Source organism: Deinococcus humi (assembly GCF_014201875.1).
GTDB classification, from domain to species: Bacteria; Deinococcota; Deinococci; order Deinococcales; family Deinococcaceae; genus Deinococcus; species Deinococcus humi.
In genome coordinates, this window is record NZ_JACHFL010000003.1 from 32,689 (window position 1) to 47,405 (window position 14,717).

A 14,717-nucleotide genomic window follows, 5' to 3' on the forward strand; every position below is an offset into this window, starting at 1 on the left:
GCGCGTATGCGTTTTCGCTGCGCCCTGCTCACCCTCGCCTCGCTTTCCCTGGCCTCCGCAGCCCAGGCCGCCCCGGACGTGTTCGTCGCCTACCCGGAAAATGGCCACCGCGTGGCCCACGATCACGTCATCCTGGAAGGAAGCGTCACCCCTGGCGCGAGCCTGACGGTGGACGGCAGGAGCGTCAGCGTGGGTGCGGACGGTCTGTTTATGGAGTGGTGGCCGTTGAAACCCGGTACCAATGACCTGAGGCTGGTGGCCCGCCAGGGGGGGCAGTCGGGTGTGGCCTCGCTGAGGGTGATCCGCACCGCCGTCCAGGCAACTGCGGCCCGGCCCACGACGATTGACGTGCAAAGTGCCCAGCCCAGGGAGAGGCGCGAATTCTGGGATCTTGCCGGGGACGCCCCTGCTGAACGCAGCGTGGAGCTGAGTTTTCAGGGCTCGCCAGGAGGCCGCGCCGCCTACCGTCTGGGCAAGTTCGCCTCCGGCCCCCTACGCGAGGGGCCCGCCGGGATGTACCGCGCCACCTTCGTCGTGCCCATCCTGGCGCAGCTTAAAGAGGCCGTCTTCACCTTTACCCTGACGGGCCGGGACGGCAAAACCGTGACGGCGGTGGCCCCCGGACGCCTCAGCACCGGCGGCGGCGTGCGGCTGGGCACGCAGAACCCGGGCACCGTGCAGGGGCTGGGCCTGAACCAGTCCACCTTCACCGTCACCGATCTTGAGGGCCGGGCCTTACTTTATCCCCGCCCTGGCATGGGCTTTACGCTGGTGGGGCGCCAGGGCCAGGACGTGCGGGCCCGGCTGGCCCCCGGTCAGAGTGCCCTGATCACGGCGGAGCAGCTGGGCATCACGCCCACCATGCCCAAGGCCAGCGGCGCGTTGCAAGCAACGGGTGGGGCGATCACGCTGGATGGCGTGCCCCAGCTGGAACGGCCCGCTGATGCGGCGGCTCCGGGTGCGCCGGCAGAATTCCCCTCCGCCCAGCCCAGTGACAATCCGCCCGCTCCGAGCCTGTCTCCCGCTCCTGCGGAGGTGCCCGGCGCCCCCACCACGCCCTTGCAGGTCCGCATTCCGCTGGGCGGCGCGCGGCTGCCCTTCCGGCTGGAGCAGGAGGACGGCGGCAGACGGCTGGCGCTCACGCTGTACGGCTCTTTTGCGGAGCCGCTGACCGGGCTGGTGGGGGGCGATCCGCTGCTGAGTTCGGTGGAGGTCCACCCCGTGGCGCTGGACGTGACGCGGGTGACCCTGAGCCTGAACCAGACGCAGGCCTGGGGCTTTGCTGCCAACTATGACGGTCCTGATCTGGTCGTCACCGTTCGGCGGCCCGTGGCGCTGAGCCCAGTGCGTCCGCTGGAGGGGCGCACCATAACCCTCGATCCGGGGCACGGTGGCAGCCAGAATGGCGGCGCTGGCAGCCTGCACGTGCCGGAGAAGAACCTGGTGCTGCCCATTGCGCTGAGGGCGGCGGAGCTGCTGCGCGGCCTGGGGGCCACCGTGAATCTGACCCGCAGCACTGACGTGACGCTGGGACTGTACGAGCGTGGGTTGAGCGCCGAGGCCACCGGGTCCGATCTGCTGGTGTCCATCCACGCCAACGCCCTGCCCGATGGCCGTGACCCGCGTGGGATTCGTGGCCCAGAGGTGTACTTCACCCACCCGCAGGCGTCGGCCCTGGCCGCGAGCATCCTGGCCCAGTTGCGCGCCCGGCTGCCGGAGCTGGGGCTGGGCGCGGGCCTAAAACCCGGTGCAGATCTGGCCCTGACCCGTCCCACCACTCAGATCAGCCTGCTGGTGGAAACCGCCTACCTGACCGACGCGGGCAACCTGAGAACCCTGCACAGTCCAGAAGGCCGTGAGCGCTTCGCCCAGGCCATCGCCGCCGGAATCGCGGGGTTCTACGCGCAGCAGGTGGGGCGGGAAAGCTGAGCGCCTCCTTCAGACTTCCATCAAGCCCTGCCGTTAAGCTACGGGACATGAAACCCCGTGCCCTGCTGCTGACCGCCCTGCTGACCCTCCCCGTCCTGGCCGCTGCGCAGGACACCACCTCGCCCGATTCCGTGCCGGAGATTCCGCCGGTGACGACCCCGCTGCCCAGCACGCCGGCGTCGCCCGCCCCGGCCACGCCTACGGCGCCGTCCGTGCCTGCGCCCGCCGCCGTGGCCCTGCCGGACGTGCAGGCCAATCTGTTCGTGCCGCGCACCGTGACGGGCAAGGTCAACCTGACCTTCACCGTTCGCAGCAGCCGCGCCACGGCGATTACCTTCAGCGTGCGCCGCGACAACGAGCAGAACTGCGCCACCGCCCCGCAGGTTCGGGTGCTGGAGGTGGGCACGCGCGCCGTGGTGTATCCGGTGTCTGGCGCGTCCCCCCGCCTGTGCGCTCAGGACTTAGAGACCAAGACCGCCGCTGCCAAGGGCAACGCGACCTTCACGCGTGAGCTGGAGCTGACTCCCGGCGAATACATGGTGGAAAGCTGGCTGACGGGCTTTGCGGGCGATCTGCTGGTCAAGGTGCCCGCCGCGCCGGTGCGGATCACGGTCAAGTAATGGGCGTTTCAAACCCGCCGGAGACAGTCGCTCCGGCGGGTTTCTCTATTTGGGCAGAGAGATACGCGCCGGACGAATGAAGAGATCATCAACGCCACTCGGTTTCTGGAGCGATATTTCCAGACCACCGCGGCGCGCTAGCCTCGCCCGCATGAGTTCGAGTCAACCCCAGAAACCCGTCACCCTTATCACTGGGGCGTCCGGCGGCATCGGCAGCGCTGTGGCCAGAGCGCTGGCCGGGACCCATGAATTGATTCTGGCCGGACGCGGCGGCGAGCGGCTGGCCGCGTTGTGCACTGAAGTCGGTGGCCGTCCGCTGGCGCTTGATCTGACGCGCCCGGAGACGTTCGAGGAGGCCCTGGCAGGGCTGGGCCGCGTCTCCAACGTGATCCACAACGCTGGCGTCGTGGAACTGGGCACGGTGGCCGAGCAGGGTCACGCGGTCTGGACGCACACGCTGGCCGTCAACACGGTGGCCCCTGCCGAGCTGACCCGGCTGCTCTTACCCAGCGTGCGACAGGAACGCGGGACGGTCGTGTTCGTCAACAGCGGTGCGGGCCTGAGCGCGAGTGGGGGCTGGGGCAGCTACGCCGCCAGCAAGTTCGCCCTGAAAGCGCTGGCCGACGCCCTGCGCGCCGAGGAAGCGGCCAGAGGCGTGCGGGTGACCTCGGTGTATCCGGGCCGAACCGCCACGGAGATGCAGCGCAAGGTGCGCTCCCAGGAGGGGGCCGACTACACGCCCGAGGCCTTTATCGATCCGCAGACGCTGGCACAGACCATCGCCTTCGTCCTGAACGCTCCACGCGACGCCATGCTCACGGACCTGACCGTGCGCCCTGGTCCCCAGGCATGACGCAGGATTACGATGTGGTGGTGGTCGGTGCTGGGCCGGCCGGACTGATGGCGGCCCTGACCCTGGGCGGCGCGGAACGGCGGGTGCTGCTGCTGGACGGCGGTCCCCCTCGCAATGCCCGTGCCACAGCCGCGCACAACGTCTTTACGCGCGACGGCTGCGCGCCAACCGATCTCAAAACCCTGGGCCTGCGCGATCTGGAACCCTACGACATCACGGTGCTGCACATGCCTGCCCGCGAGGCCAGACCGCTGGAAGACAGTTTTGCCATCCGGCACGATGGAGGCTGGGCCAGGGCGCGGCGCCTGCTGTTCAGCAGCGGTGTGCGTGACAGGCTGCCGCACATTCCCGGCCTGCGCGAACGCTGGGGCGTGACCGTCCACCATTGCCCGTACTGCGACGGCTGGCCCAACCGCGACGCCCGCCTGGGCGTGCTGGGCAGTCACCAGGAGGGCCACCACCTGGCCTTGAACGTGCGGGCCTGGGCCGAGGACGTATGCCTGATCACCGACGGCCCCGACGAGTTGACCGACGAGCAGCGCAAGGATCTGAAGCGGGTGGGGGTTCCAGTGATCACGCAGCCCGTTGCGCGAATCAGCGGCAAGGACGACGTGACCGTGCATTTCCGCAACGGCAGGCAGCTGGAACTCGACGGCCTGTTCCTCAACCCCACGCAGGTGCAGAACAGTGCCCTGCCCGCCGCGCTGGGCTGCGAGCTGGACGCCAAAAGCCGCGTCATCGTCAACGAAAACGGCATGACCTCGGTGCGCGGCATCTGGGCCGCCGGGGACATGACCGGGGCGCCGCAATACGTCACCAATGCCGCCGCGAGTGGTATGACGGCGGCGGTCAGCCTCAACACCACCCTGATCCACGAGGACGTCCGGGCAAGGGGCGCGGCCTTCCACAAATCGCCAGACGAGGACCCCGAGGTCGGGGTGGCTTGAAGGCCATCCTGTTCGACCTGGACGGCACGCTGCATGATCGCAATGCCACCATCGCACGGTGGCTTGAGGGGCACGTCGACCGGTTTGACCTGCCCGCAGCTTACGCCGCCCGCTTTGTGGCGCTGGATGACTTCGGCTACCGGCCCAAGCGTGAGGTGATGCCGCTGCTGGTGCAGGAATTTAAGTTGAAGCATCCGCCGCAGACCCTGCTTGACGATTTCGCGGCGCACCTGATGGTCGCCCCGGCTGTCATGCCCCACGCTCACGCCGTTCTTGAGGAGTTGCGGGCAGCCGGTGTGCGGACCGGCGTCGTGACCAACGGCTGGCCGGAGGTTCAGACCGCCTGCCTGCACGGCTGCGGCCTGACAGAGCTGGTGGATGATGTGGTGATCAGCAAGGTGGTCGGCCTGAGCAAGCCCGATCCGGCAATCTACCGGCTGGCACTACAGAGGCTGGGAGTGCACGCCGCCGAGACCTGGTTTGTGGGCGACTCGCCGCGCAACGACATCGCCGGGCCGCAGGCGGTGGGCCTGCGGTCAGCCTTTCTGGGCACCGGGCCCGCGCTGGCCGGAGAGAGGCCGGACGCTGTGCTGAGAGACTTGCGGGACGTGCTCAGTCTGGTCTGAGTTTCCCCTCGACTCAGGCGGATACCGACAGGTGACTGGCCTCGGGCAGCACAGCCAGCAGCGCGGCCACCACCTGTGGATCGAAATGCTGGCCGCTGCTGGCCTGAATATGCGCCAGTGTCTCGTGCACCGTCCAGGCGCGCTTGTAGGGCCGCACGTTGACCAGGGCGTCATACACGTCGCAGACGGCGAAGATTCGGGCCAGCAGGGGAATCTGCTCGCCGCAGAGCCGCTGGGGATAGCCGGCGCCGTCCCACCGTTCATGGTGTCCGGCGATCACGTCCAGGGTGGTGGTGGGCAGAAAGGGCAACTGCTGGGCCAGCGTTACACCATCGGCGACGTGCAGTTCCATCCGGGCGCGCATGGGCGGCGTGAGTGGGCCGTCGTGCAGCAGGATCGAATCGGGCACCGCGACCTTGCCGATGTCGTGCAGGTATGCGCCCCAGCGCAGCGCCCGCAGTTCGCCCTCCTCCAGTCCAAGGTGTTGCCCCAGTCGCAGGGCCAGCGCCGTCACCCGGTCGGTGTGGCCGTGGGTTTCGGCGTCGCGGGCTTCCAGCGACAGTCCCATCGCCCGCAGCGCCCCCTCGTGGGCAGCGTGCTCGCGTTCCTCGGCGTCCAGACGGGCGGCCAGCAGGGTCAGCAGGCCAGTCACGCTGTCGATCAGGTGATGTTCGGAAGGGGACCAGTCATGGGGCTCAAACACATGCGCAAGCAGGGCCCCAACCAGCCGACGGTTGCGGTCATGGATCGGCGCGGCGATCAGTGCGTGGACGCCCAGCTCCGGGAACCCACTCGCGGTGGGCTGACCGCTCGTATCCGGAAAATACAGAATGTCGGGGGAGGCTTCGAGGGCCATGATCAGCGGCAGGTGGCGTGGCAGGCCGTGAGCGAGCAGGGCGTCCATCCCGGGTCCCTCGGGCATGACGCCGCTGGCGGCCCGGGCGTGGTAGGCCAGCGTCTGGTCCGCCAGCTGAAAATACCCGGCCCCTACCGCCGAGGTCTGCGACACCAGGGCGTCCAGGACCGGAACCATGGCGCTGCCCAGGTCCGGCGCGTTCAGCCCCAGCCGTGTGAGTTGCAGGGTCAGCTCCAGCACGCCGGTCTCTTGTGCGTCAGGGAACGGCGCTGCCGCAGAGGTGGAAGGGAAACTCATGGCACCAACCTAGCCACACCCGGCTGACAGGCTTCTCACAGCAAGTGGTGACAAAAGGAGGAAAGACTGCTGTCTGAAGCGTCAAAAACCCCCTCCAGTGGGAGGGGGAAAGGACCGGTTGGACAGGGCGGGCGCCGTCAGGGCAGCGGGAAGCCGCCCGCGAAAGCGTGAACCTCGTCCCTGACGTTTTCGCCTTTCAGGGCCCGGTCGATCAGATCGGCGATTTTCGGCATGTCGCCCTCGACCATGCCGCGCGTGGTCACGGCCGGCGTGCCGATGCGGATGCCGCCGCCGTGCAGGATCTTCTCGGTGTCGTAGGGCAGCGTGGACTTGGAGATGGTGATGTGGTTGGCGTCCAGCGCCTTGGTGGCCTTGGTGCCGTTCAGGCCCTGGGGGCGCAGATCCAGCAGGAACAGGTGGTTGTCGGTGCCACCCGACACCACGCGGTAGCCCTTGGCCTGGAAGGCGGCGGCCAGCGCCTGCGCGTTCTTCACGATCTGCTGCGCGTACGCCTTGAACTCCGGCTGCAATGCCTCGCCGAAGGCAATCGCCTTGGCCGCGATGATGTGCTCCAGCGGCCCACCCTGATGGCCGGGAAAAACCGAGCGGTCCATCTTGGCCGAGATCTCGGGATCGCTGCTCAGCAGCAGGCCGCTGCGGGGGCCGCGCAGGGTCTTGTGCGTGGTGGTGGCGACGATGTGCGCGTGCGGGAGCGGGCTGGGATGCACGCCCGCGGCCACCAGTCCGGCGATGTGCGCGATGTCCGCGAACAGGATCGCGCCTACCTCGTCGGCGATGGTGCGGAAGGCCTCGAAGTCGATAATGCGACTGTAGGCGCTGGCCCCCGCGATGATCATGTTCGGCTTGTGCTCGCGCGCCAGACGGCGAACCTCGTCCATGTCGATCCGCTCGGTCTCGGGGCTGACCTTGTAGCCCACGATGGTGTAGTTCTTCCCGCTGAAGTTGACCGGGCTGCCGTGCGTCAGGTGGCCGCCGTGCGACAGGTCCATGCCCAGCACCGTGTCGCCCGGTTGTAGCAACGCGCCGTAAACCGCAATGTTGGCGCTGCTGCCGCTGTGAGGTTGCACGTTGGCCCAGGTCGCGCCGAACAGTTCCTTGGCCCGCTCGATGGCCAGCAGTTCCACCTGGTCCACCACCTCGCAGCCGCCGTACCAGCGCTTGCCGGGGTAGCCCTCGGCGTACTTGTTGGTCAGGACGCTGCCCGCCGCCTCGCGCACGGCGGCGCTCGTGAAGTTCTCGGAGGCGATCAGTTCCAGCCCGGTGCGCTGGCGCTCGGCCTCCTGCGCGATCAGGTCAAAAATGGCGTCGTCACGGACAGGCGCGGGGCGTTCGGCAGTGGTCATGCTCTTACGGTAACACCGCGTCTGATAGGGAAATGGGCGTCTGTCTTGGCAGCGTAGACGGGCGTTTCGGCAGGCTGCCCCTGCGTGTTCATTGGTCTGTGTTTATGGCGCAGGGTTGGTTGCCTGGGGGCCAGGGAGCTTCTGAAGACTTCACTTCTGCTACCCTGTAACCCATGACGCCCCAGCCCGGTACACTTTCGCCGTTTACCCGCGCTGGGGTTTCGCTGACTTAACCGAGTCCAGCGTGTCACCCCGCCTACTTCAATGTACGGCGGGGCTTTTTTATGCCAGGGAGGAACTATGTCGGACAACCATCAGGAAGAAGCGCTCGCGGCCATCACTCAGGCGGACACCCTGGAAGGCCTGCAGGCCGTCAAGACGAAATACGTGGGCAAGAGCGGGCTTGTGACCAGGGAACTGGGGGCGCTGGGCAAGCTGCCGCCCGAGGAACGCAAAGTGCGCGGCGCGCAGATCAATGCGGTGCGGCAGGCCATCGACGCCGCGCTGACCGAGCGCGAGGCCACGCTCAAACGCGCCGCGCTGGACGCCCGCCTCGCGGGCGAAGCGATTGATGTGACGCTGCCCGGTCTGCCGCTGCCCGCGGGCGGCCTGCATCCCATCAACCGTGTGTACGACGACCTGACGCGCATCTACGAGCGGCTGGGCTACGCCGTGATCGAGGGACCGGAAGTTGAGGACGAACACCACAACTTCGAGGCCCTGAACGTGCCGTGGTATCACCCGGCGCGCGATCTTCAGGACACCTTCTGGCTGGAGGATGGCCGCCTGCTGCGGACGCACACCAGCCCCATGCAGGTGCGCTACATGGTGGATCACGAGCCAGCCTTGAAGATCGTGGTGCGCGGCAAGGTGTACCGTTACGAGGCCACGGACGCCACCCACGAGGCCATGTTTCACCAGCTCGAAGGGCTGGTGGTGGGCGACGGCATCAGCATGGCTGACCTGAAAGGCACCATTGCCGAGATGGCGCGGGGGCTGTACGGGCCGAGCGCCAGGGTGCGCTTCCAGCCCAGCTACTACCCCTTCACCGAACCCGGCGCGGACTTTGCCGTGTGGTGGGAGAATCCGCGCGGCGAGAGCAAGTGGCTGGAACTGGGCGGCTGCGGCATGGTTCACCCGAATGTCTTCCGGGCCGTGGACGACTTGCGCGAGGCCGAGGGCAAGCCGCGCGTTTACGAGGGCAAGACCGGCTTCGCCTTTGGCCTGGGGCCGGAGCGCATTGCCATGCTCAAGTACGGCATTCCGGACATTCGTTACTTCTACGCCAATGATCCGCGCGTGCTGGGGCAATTCCGGGGAGAACTGGGGTAGGAGGTTTGGAATGAGTTGGACGCCATTGGGCCACAGATCGGTTGAGTCCGTAAGACAGCCACTTCATGACATATCGCAGGTCTCCCAATAGCCATGACCGAAACCTTTGCTGTCCCCTGCGTGGGGGCCATCATTGCTCGCCGGGTCGACGGCGTGCGCTGCCTGCTGATTCAGGAACGGCGCAAGCGGGGTGGGGCAGCGAGAACGGCATGCTGGAAGTGGCGGCGGGCAAAGTGCGCGCGTACGAGAACGTGTTCGATGCCCTGCGGCGTGAAGTTCACGAGGAGACAGGTCTACGCCTGACCACCATCGAGGGCGAGGCCACCCCCACGATCTGCACGGTGAACGGCTATCAAGTGATGAGCTACACACCGTTTTGCACGACCCAGAACCTCTCGGGTGGCTATTCCATTCTTCTTCACAGCTTCATCTGCGAGGCCGAGGGGGAACCGCTGGCCCGGACCAGCGAGGCGCGCAATCTCCGCTGGATGTCCCTGGACGAATGCCGCCACCACCTTCAATCTCACCCCGAAGCCTTCTACTCACTTCACCTCAACGCGCTCAGCCTGTATCTGGGCCAGGAGATCCCATGAGACCCCGCGCCGTCGGTATCCTTCTCAACGATCAGAATCAGGTGCTGCTGATGCTGCGAAACAAGGCGGGCCGCGCCTACGCCACGCTGCCCGGCGGCGGCATCGAGAGCAATGAGTCCCCCGCCGAAGCCTGCGCCCGCGAACTGCTGGAGGAAGTCAATCTGGTGGTGAGCGTGGGCAAGGAGTTGCTGGTGCTGGACAATCTGGACAACCACGAACACTATTTCCACGTTTCCCTCGTCTCTGGCGAGATGCGCCTGGGCGACGGTCCCGAGGGCATCCGCAACAGCGCCGAGAACTCCTACACGCCCCAGTGGGTGAACGTGTCGGCGCTGGACGGGGTCAATCTGGTGCCGGAGCAGGTGCGTGGGGTGGTCCGGGCGCTGGCTCAACCTGCTGACTGACCCTGTTTTCTCCGTCTTTCGCCGATCAAGAGGTTCTCACCATGAAATTGCCCTACTCCTGGCTTCAAGAATTGATTCCCAATCTCCCGCCCGTCGCCGAACTGGAACCCATCTTCGCCAACCTCGGCCTTCCGCTGGAAGGCATTGAGGACACGCCCGCCCCGCCCGCAGGCGTTCTGATGTCCACCGTCCTCCGGGCCGAGGCGATGGAGGGCACTCAGCTGACCAAGCTGACGCTGGACACCGGGCCGCACGGCGAGCGCGTGATTGCCACCGGCGCGCCAAATGCGGTGGGTCTGCGTGCCGGAACGGTGGTGGCGCTGGTCACCCCTGGCACCACGCTGGGCGACACCGAATACGGTGTCCGTACCTTGCAGGGCGTCGAGTCCTGGGGCATGGCGGCCAGCGCCAAGGAACTGGACATCGGCGAGAGCAGCGCCGGAATCCTGACCTTCCCAGCCGGCACCGCCCAGCCCGGAACGCCCATGCGTGAGCTGTGGGCCGCCGATCACGTCCTGGACATCGAGATCACGCCCAACCGTGCCGACGCCCTGAGCGCGCTGGGGGTGGCCCGCGATCTGGCCGCCTTCCTCAAGCTCGAATGGCAGCAGCCGCCGGCAGGTCCCGCCGCGCATGGCGACGGCGAGATCCGGGTCAGCCTCCCGTCCAGGGGACTGACCATCGAGCGCGATCCGTCCAGAAAGCTCCGCTTTGGCTGTGATCATTTCGCGGCGCGGACGGTGAGCGGCGTCCACAACGGCCCATCGCCGCTGTGGATGCAGCGCCGCCTGTCGCTGGCGGGCATGCGTCCGATTGATCTGATCGTGGACACCAGCAACTACGTGATGCTGGAGCTGGGCCAGCCCACCGCGCTGTATGACCGCCGCGACGTGACGGACGACCGGATTCTGGTGGCTTTTGGGCTGCGGCAGGGCGAGGAGGTGCGTGACCTGATGGGCGGCACCCACAGGGTCGGCCCCGAAGACCTGCTGATTCTGGACGGGCGCGAGCGCGACATTCCCACGGTGGCCGAGGCTTTCGCCCAGGCGGGCCAGCCCCAGCCAGGAGCGGGCGTGCTGGGCATTGCCGGAATCATGGGCGGCGACCATGGGCGCGTGCGGGCCGACACGACGGATGTGGTGATCGAGTCCGCTCATTTTGACCCGGTGTTGCTGCGCCGGACCAGCACGCGCCTGGGCCTCAAGACCGATGCGGTCTACCGTTACGAGCGCGGCGTCGATCCGTTGCTCTCGCCAAAAGCGGCAGACCGGGTGGCCGGGTTGCTGGCCGAATGTGGTGGTGGCCAGATAGAGGCTGGAGCGACGGTCGTGGGCGAACCGGAAATCCCCGGTGAGATCGCCGCTTCCGCCGACGCCATCCATGCGCTGCTGGGCATGGAGATCGATACGGCAGAGATGCGGGCCATCCTGGGCCGACTGGGCTGCGTGGTGGCGGGCGAGGGCGACACCCTGAAGGTGGTGCCGCCGTCCTGGCGAGTGGATATGAATATCTGGCAGGACGTCGCCGAGGAAGTGGCCCGCCTGCACGGCTACGCCGAGTTGCCCGAAACGCTGCCCACGCTGCGAGTCCATGAGAGCAACCTCGGCGCGTCGGCGGCCAACGACAGCCGCCAGGATCTGCGCCGCACGCTGGCCGGGCTTGGGTTTCAGGAGGTGGTGACCTATACCTTCACCAGCGACGAGGAAGCGCAGAAGGCGAGGACCGAGGCCCCCGGCGTGCGCCTGCGCAACCCCCTGACAGCAGACCGCACAGCGCTGCGGACGGCGCTGTATCCCAGTCTTCTGCGCGCCGCGCTGGCCCATCCTAAGGGCGAGCGCGTCCTGCTGGCCGAACAGGGGCGCATCTTCCCGAAGGGCGGCGAGGCTGAGCGGCTGGGCCTGCTGATGCGCGGGCCGCTTGCCCCGAACACCTTTCAGGGTGGCGTGGCGGGCGGTTACAGCGTCTTCCGGGGGCTGATTGAAACGCTGGCGGCCAGCCAGGGCGCTGAGCTGGAGATTCGCCAGTTGCGCGGCGAGAGCGTGCCCAGCGCGCTGCACCCCGGCATTGCCGGAGAGGTGGTCTGGAATGGGCAGTCCATCGGCTGGATTGGCGCGCTCCATCCCGAGGTGGCGCAGGAATTCGGGCTGAAGGGTGAAACCTTCCTCCTGGAAGTGGCGCTGCCGCTGTCGGGCCGTGGGTGGGCCTTCCGCGATCCCAGCCGCGCTCCTGCTGCGTGGCGTGACCTGGCCGTCATCGCTCCACAGGACGTGGGTTACGGCGAGATTGCCGCGTTGCTCAGGCGTGGGGCAGGCGAGGATCTGGAAAGCGTGGAGCCGTTCGACGTGTACACGGGTGACCAGATTCCTGCCGGCCAGCGCAGCGTGGCCGTCCGCCTGGTGTTCCGCGGCGCGAAGACCCTGACCGACGCGGAAGTCGATCCGGTGATGGATAGGCTGATGGGCGCGGTACGGGCGCGGGGCTGGGGCATCCGCGAGAAGTAGGGGAGACGGTGAACGGGGGGGCAGGGCTACGCGCTCTGGCCCCCTGTCCAGACCTTCAGGTTGTCCTGAATGAGGGTGCCGCTCAGCTCCCGATCCTCCGGCAACTCGTGGACGCCGAACCAGCCGACCTCCAGGACCTCGCCCTCCTGGGGGGTCAGCGTCCCCGTGACGCCGTGTGCCCGGTACAGCACCGACACGTTGTCCACGGTGTCCCCGTGCGGGTAGGTAAAGCGGTACTGTGGCCCGCAGAACATCTCCAGTGGCTCCAGCCTTTCGGCGTTTAGTTCGGTCTCCTCAAACAGTTCCCGCCGGGCGCACTCCTCAAAGCTCTCGCCGGGTTCCAGACTGCCTCCCGGAACCGTCCATTTTCCCGTGCCCCCATGACGCAGCAACAGCAGCCGGTTCTGCCCATCCGTGACCAGCACGTTTGCGCCGGGAGCAAAGAGGGGACGGGAGCCGACCAACCTCCGCAAGTCCATCAGGTGGTTCCCGGCAGGTGGGGCGGGGGGATACGGCAGCAGCGGCAACGGCGGCAGGCCAGCCTGGGCGCGCAACACGCTCAGGCTCTGGCGGTTGGCGTTGTTGCTCAGCGGGGGAAGGCTATCCAGCGGGAACCAGCGCAGTTCCAGCGTCTCGCCGCTGTCGTCGGGCCGGGCGTGATCCAGGGCGGAGGCCGGGAGCGTGCCCCTCGCGCGCATGCCCACGATGTAGATCTCGTGGCCGTTGGGGTAGCGGTGGAACAGTTCTGGGCCACTCTGGAGGCCGTCTGGCAGGGGCATCAGGGCCAGATCGGGGCAGACCAGTCCCGTTTCTTCCATCAGTTCGCGCCGCGCTCCGGTCAAAAAATCCTCGCCCGGTTCCAGCGCGCCGCCGGGTTCGCCCCACAGACCGTCGTCTCCCCGGCGCTGCAGGAGCACGCGGCCCGTCTCGTCCTGAATCAGGGCACCGACGGCGGCCCCGATCAGCGGACGGTTGCCCCAGAATGTGCGGAGTTCGAGAAGAGTCACGCCGGGTAGCTTAGCCCAGGCGACACTGGACCATTTTCAGGCTTATGCAGCTGGAAGTCTCCCTTAAAACAAGAAAGGAAGGTCGGAGCAGATTGCCCGGTCTTCCTCTTTGACATGGGGTTTAGCGCTGAGGGGCCAGAATCGGCTGGATGTCCCTGAGAGCGCCGTCCAGATCCGTTGTGATCAGCTGACCGTTCTTGACGTACTGGAACCGCACCTGATCGCCAGGTTGCAGGTTCATGTCACTCCCGTCTGCCAGCGGGCCGACGGCGGTCAAGACGGCCGCGCCGTTGAAGTTCAGGCTGGCGTTCACGTTGCCGCCGATCTTCAGAAAAGGATTCTGGGCCTGCATGGCCTCGGAGTTGATCGTCAGATTGCTCAGGTCTCGCAGGTACACGTTGAAATCGGTCCTGTAACCGGGAATATCCAGGGTGCCAGACATATCCGCGCGGGTTGGCGTGAAGGCATAGTTCTCGCCGCAGCGGTCCGTGGTGCTTCCAGTCACGTCCATTTTCAGGGCCGCACTGACCTGCTGTGTGGTGGTGTGGTAGACGGCGGAGGCATTGAAGCTGATGTTCTTGTCCGTCCAGACATAGGCCAGGTCCATCCTGACCGGAGGCTGGGTGGCGCGGCCCGCCCAGCCGCTGAGGGTCAGGGCGATGGGGCCAGCGGTATTCAGGCAGTCACCGGGGTCCATCCTGAACGCCAGAGCGGCGACAGTTTTTCCGGCCACCGTCACACTGGCCGTGGCGTTGGTCGGCAGTTCCTGCTGTAACTCCTGCAGCTGGCCGGTCTGAACGTCGTAGCGGTGCCCGGCATTCAAGAAGACGGTACCGGCCCCCGCGACTTTCCAGTTCGCCTCGATCCGGGTATTGCTGCGCTGATCGATTTCCACGTAGCCGTCCGTGGGGGTGGGGACGTAGGTTGGGGTGCCATCCGCGCCATAAGTCCTGGTTCCGGTGGGGAGCAGTTCTTTCACCACGTCCAGCCCCTGCGTGGTGACGCGGGCCTGTCTGTCGAAGCCCTGAGCGAAAGTGCTGATGTCGCTGGCGTTGATCCGTAAGTGGATTTTCTCGCCGAACAGGTTGATCAGCGTCTTCAGGTCCGGGTCGATGTTCGCACTGTTCGGATTGGTCAGTGCCGCGAGCTGAGCGGCGGCGCCCTTGACGGTGGCCGGCACGTTCTGCAGGTCTACGCTCTGTCCCGGCACTGGTGCGGCAGGGGTCACGGTGGCGGGGTCAGTGGGAGGCGGCTGAACCACTGGAACCCGGTTCTCCGGGCCACCGCAGGACGAGAGCAACAGGACACTGACAGTGACTAGAGCGAGTGAGGGCTTCACTCCCACAACCTACGGCAAACCAGAAAGGGTATGTGGCAGATTTGCGCCG

The 14,717-nt window shown here is 66.9% G+C and carries 13 protein-coding genes; 9 read left to right on the forward strand and 4 right to left on the reverse strand.

Annotation, left to right across the window (positions count from 1 at the left end; translation table 11 throughout):
- The first annotated feature begins 6 nt into the window (after window positions 1–6).
- The 5 genes from HNQ08_RS06945 to HNQ08_RS06965 all read left to right on the forward strand — a co-directional run bounded on the left by HNQ08_RS06945 (window position 7) and on the right by HNQ08_RS06965 (window position 4,975).
- Complete coding sequence (locus tag HNQ08_RS06945) at window positions 7–1,929, forward strand: N-acetylmuramoyl-L-alanine amidase (RefSeq protein ID WP_184129056.1); 1,923 nt, start codon at window positions 7–9, stop codon at window positions 1,927–1,929.
- 47 nt (window positions 1,930–1,976) lie between these two features.
- The gene (locus tag HNQ08_RS06950; RefSeq protein ID WP_184129059.1) at window positions 1,977–2,549 is read left to right on the forward strand and encodes a hypothetical protein; all 573 of its coding nucleotides are present in this window, start codon (window positions 1,977–1,979) and stop codon (window positions 2,547–2,549) included.
- 151 nt (window positions 2,550–2,700) lie between these two features.
- On the forward strand, window positions 2,701–3,402 hold the full coding sequence (locus tag HNQ08_RS06955) for an SDR family oxidoreductase (protein ID WP_184129062.1): 702 nt from the start codon (window positions 2,701–2,703) through the stop codon (window positions 3,400–3,402).
- A complete protein-coding gene (locus HNQ08_RS06960; RefSeq protein WP_184129065.1) occupies window positions 3,399–4,349 on the forward strand; it encodes an NAD(P)/FAD-dependent oxidoreductase in 951 nt (316 codons plus the stop codon). The genes HNQ08_RS06955 and HNQ08_RS06960 overlap by 4 nt, the downstream gene beginning before the upstream one ends.
- Window positions 4,346–4,975 (forward strand): HAD family hydrolase, encoded by a 630-nt coding sequence (locus tag HNQ08_RS06965; protein ID WP_184129068.1) that lies wholly within the window; start codon window positions 4,346–4,348, stop codon window positions 4,973–4,975. The genes HNQ08_RS06960 and HNQ08_RS06965 overlap by 4 nt, the downstream gene beginning before the upstream one ends.
- Window positions 4,976–4,988: 13 nt before the next feature.
- Here the strand turns inward: HNQ08_RS06965 and HNQ08_RS06970 are convergent, their stop codons facing one another.
- Together HNQ08_RS06970 and glyA are read right to left on the reverse strand one after the other, a co-directional pair.
- Window positions 4,989–6,128 (reverse strand): HD-GYP domain-containing protein, encoded by a 1,140-nt coding sequence (locus HNQ08_RS06970; RefSeq protein ID WP_184129071.1) that lies wholly within the window; start codon window positions 6,126–6,128, stop codon window positions 4,989–4,991.
- Between the two features lie 137 nt (window positions 6,129–6,265).
- Window positions 6,266–7,492 (reverse strand): serine hydroxymethyltransferase, encoded by a 1,227-nt coding sequence (gene glyA / locus HNQ08_RS06975; RefSeq protein ID WP_184129074.1) that lies wholly within the window; start codon window positions 7,490–7,492, stop codon window positions 6,266–6,268.
- A 300-nt stretch (window positions 7,493–7,792) separates the two neighbouring features.
- Here glyA and pheS point away from each other — a divergent pair, with 300 nt between their 5' ends.
- The 4 genes from pheS (at window position 7,793) to HNQ08_RS06995 (ending at window position 12,322) form a co-directional block, all read left to right on the forward strand.
- Complete coding sequence (pheS, locus tag HNQ08_RS06980; RefSeq protein WP_184129077.1) at window positions 7,793–8,824, forward strand: phenylalanine--tRNA ligase subunit alpha; 1,032 nt, start codon at window positions 7,793–7,795, stop codon at window positions 8,822–8,824.
- A gap of 209 nt (window positions 8,825–9,033) precedes the next feature.
- Window positions 9,034–9,417 (forward strand): NUDIX domain-containing protein, encoded by a 384-nt coding sequence (locus HNQ08_RS06985; RefSeq protein WP_229790005.1) that lies wholly within the window; start codon window positions 9,034–9,036, stop codon window positions 9,415–9,417.
- Window positions 9,414–9,821: an NUDIX hydrolase gene (locus HNQ08_RS06990; protein ID WP_184129080.1), complete on the forward strand. Its 408-nt coding sequence runs from the start codon at window positions 9,414–9,416 to the stop codon at window positions 9,819–9,821. The genes HNQ08_RS06985 and HNQ08_RS06990 overlap by 4 nt, the downstream gene beginning before the upstream one ends.
- A 41-nt stretch (window positions 9,822–9,862) precedes the next feature.
- A complete protein-coding gene (locus tag HNQ08_RS06995; protein ID WP_184129083.1) occupies window positions 9,863–12,322 on the forward strand; it encodes a phenylalanine--tRNA ligase subunit beta in 2,460 nt (819 codons plus the stop codon).
- A 26-nt stretch (window positions 12,323–12,348) separates the two neighbouring features.
- On the opposite strand, the gene HNQ08_RS07000 is transcribed toward HNQ08_RS06995, so the two are convergent.
- Together HNQ08_RS07000 and HNQ08_RS07005 are read right to left on the reverse strand one after the other, a co-directional pair.
- The gene (locus HNQ08_RS07000) at window positions 12,349–13,329 is read right to left on the reverse strand and encodes an NUDIX domain-containing protein (RefSeq protein WP_184129086.1); all 981 of its coding nucleotides are present in this window, start codon (window positions 13,327–13,329) and stop codon (window positions 12,349–12,351) included.
- Between the two features lie 121 nt (window positions 13,330–13,450).
- Window positions 13,451–14,668: a hypothetical protein gene (locus HNQ08_RS07005; protein ID WP_184129090.1), complete on the reverse strand. Its 1,218-nt coding sequence runs from the start codon at window positions 14,666–14,668 to the stop codon at window positions 13,451–13,453.
- Window positions 14,669–14,717 lie beyond the last annotated feature (49 nt).

Coding starts and splice junctions, on each gene's coding strand:
- HNQ08_RS06945 (WP_184129056.1), top strand. CDS start 7: ATGCGTTTTCGCTGCGCCCTGCTCACCCTCGCCTCGCTTTCCCTGGCC.
- HNQ08_RS06950 (WP_184129059.1), top strand. CDS start 1,977: ATGAAACCCCGTGCCCTGCTGCTGACCGCCCTGCTGACCCTCCCCGTC.
- HNQ08_RS06955 (WP_184129062.1), top strand. CDS start 2,701: ATGAGTTCGAGTCAACCCCAGAAACCCGTCACCCTTATCACTGGGGCG.
- HNQ08_RS06960 (WP_184129065.1), top strand. CDS start 3,399: ATGACGCAGGATTACGATGTGGTGGTGGTCGGTGCTGGGCCGGCCGGA.
- HNQ08_RS06970 (WP_184129071.1), bottom strand. CDS start 6,128: ATGAGTTTCCCTTCCACCTCTGCGGCAGCGCCGTTCCCTGACGCACAA.
- glyA (WP_184129074.1), bottom strand. CDS start 7,492: ATGACCACTGCCGAACGCCCCGCGCCTGTCCGTGACGACGCCATTTTT.
- pheS (WP_184129077.1), top strand. CDS start 7,793: ATGTCGGACAACCATCAGGAAGAAGCGCTCGCGGCCATCACTCAGGCG.
- HNQ08_RS06985 (WP_229790005.1), top strand. CDS start 9,034: ATGCTGGAAGTGGCGGCGGGCAAAGTGCGCGCGTACGAGAACGTGTTC.
- HNQ08_RS06990 (WP_184129080.1), top strand. CDS start 9,414: ATGAGACCCCGCGCCGTCGGTATCCTTCTCAACGATCAGAATCAGGTG.
- HNQ08_RS06995 (WP_184129083.1), top strand. CDS start 9,863: ATGAAATTGCCCTACTCCTGGCTTCAAGAATTGATTCCCAATCTCCCG.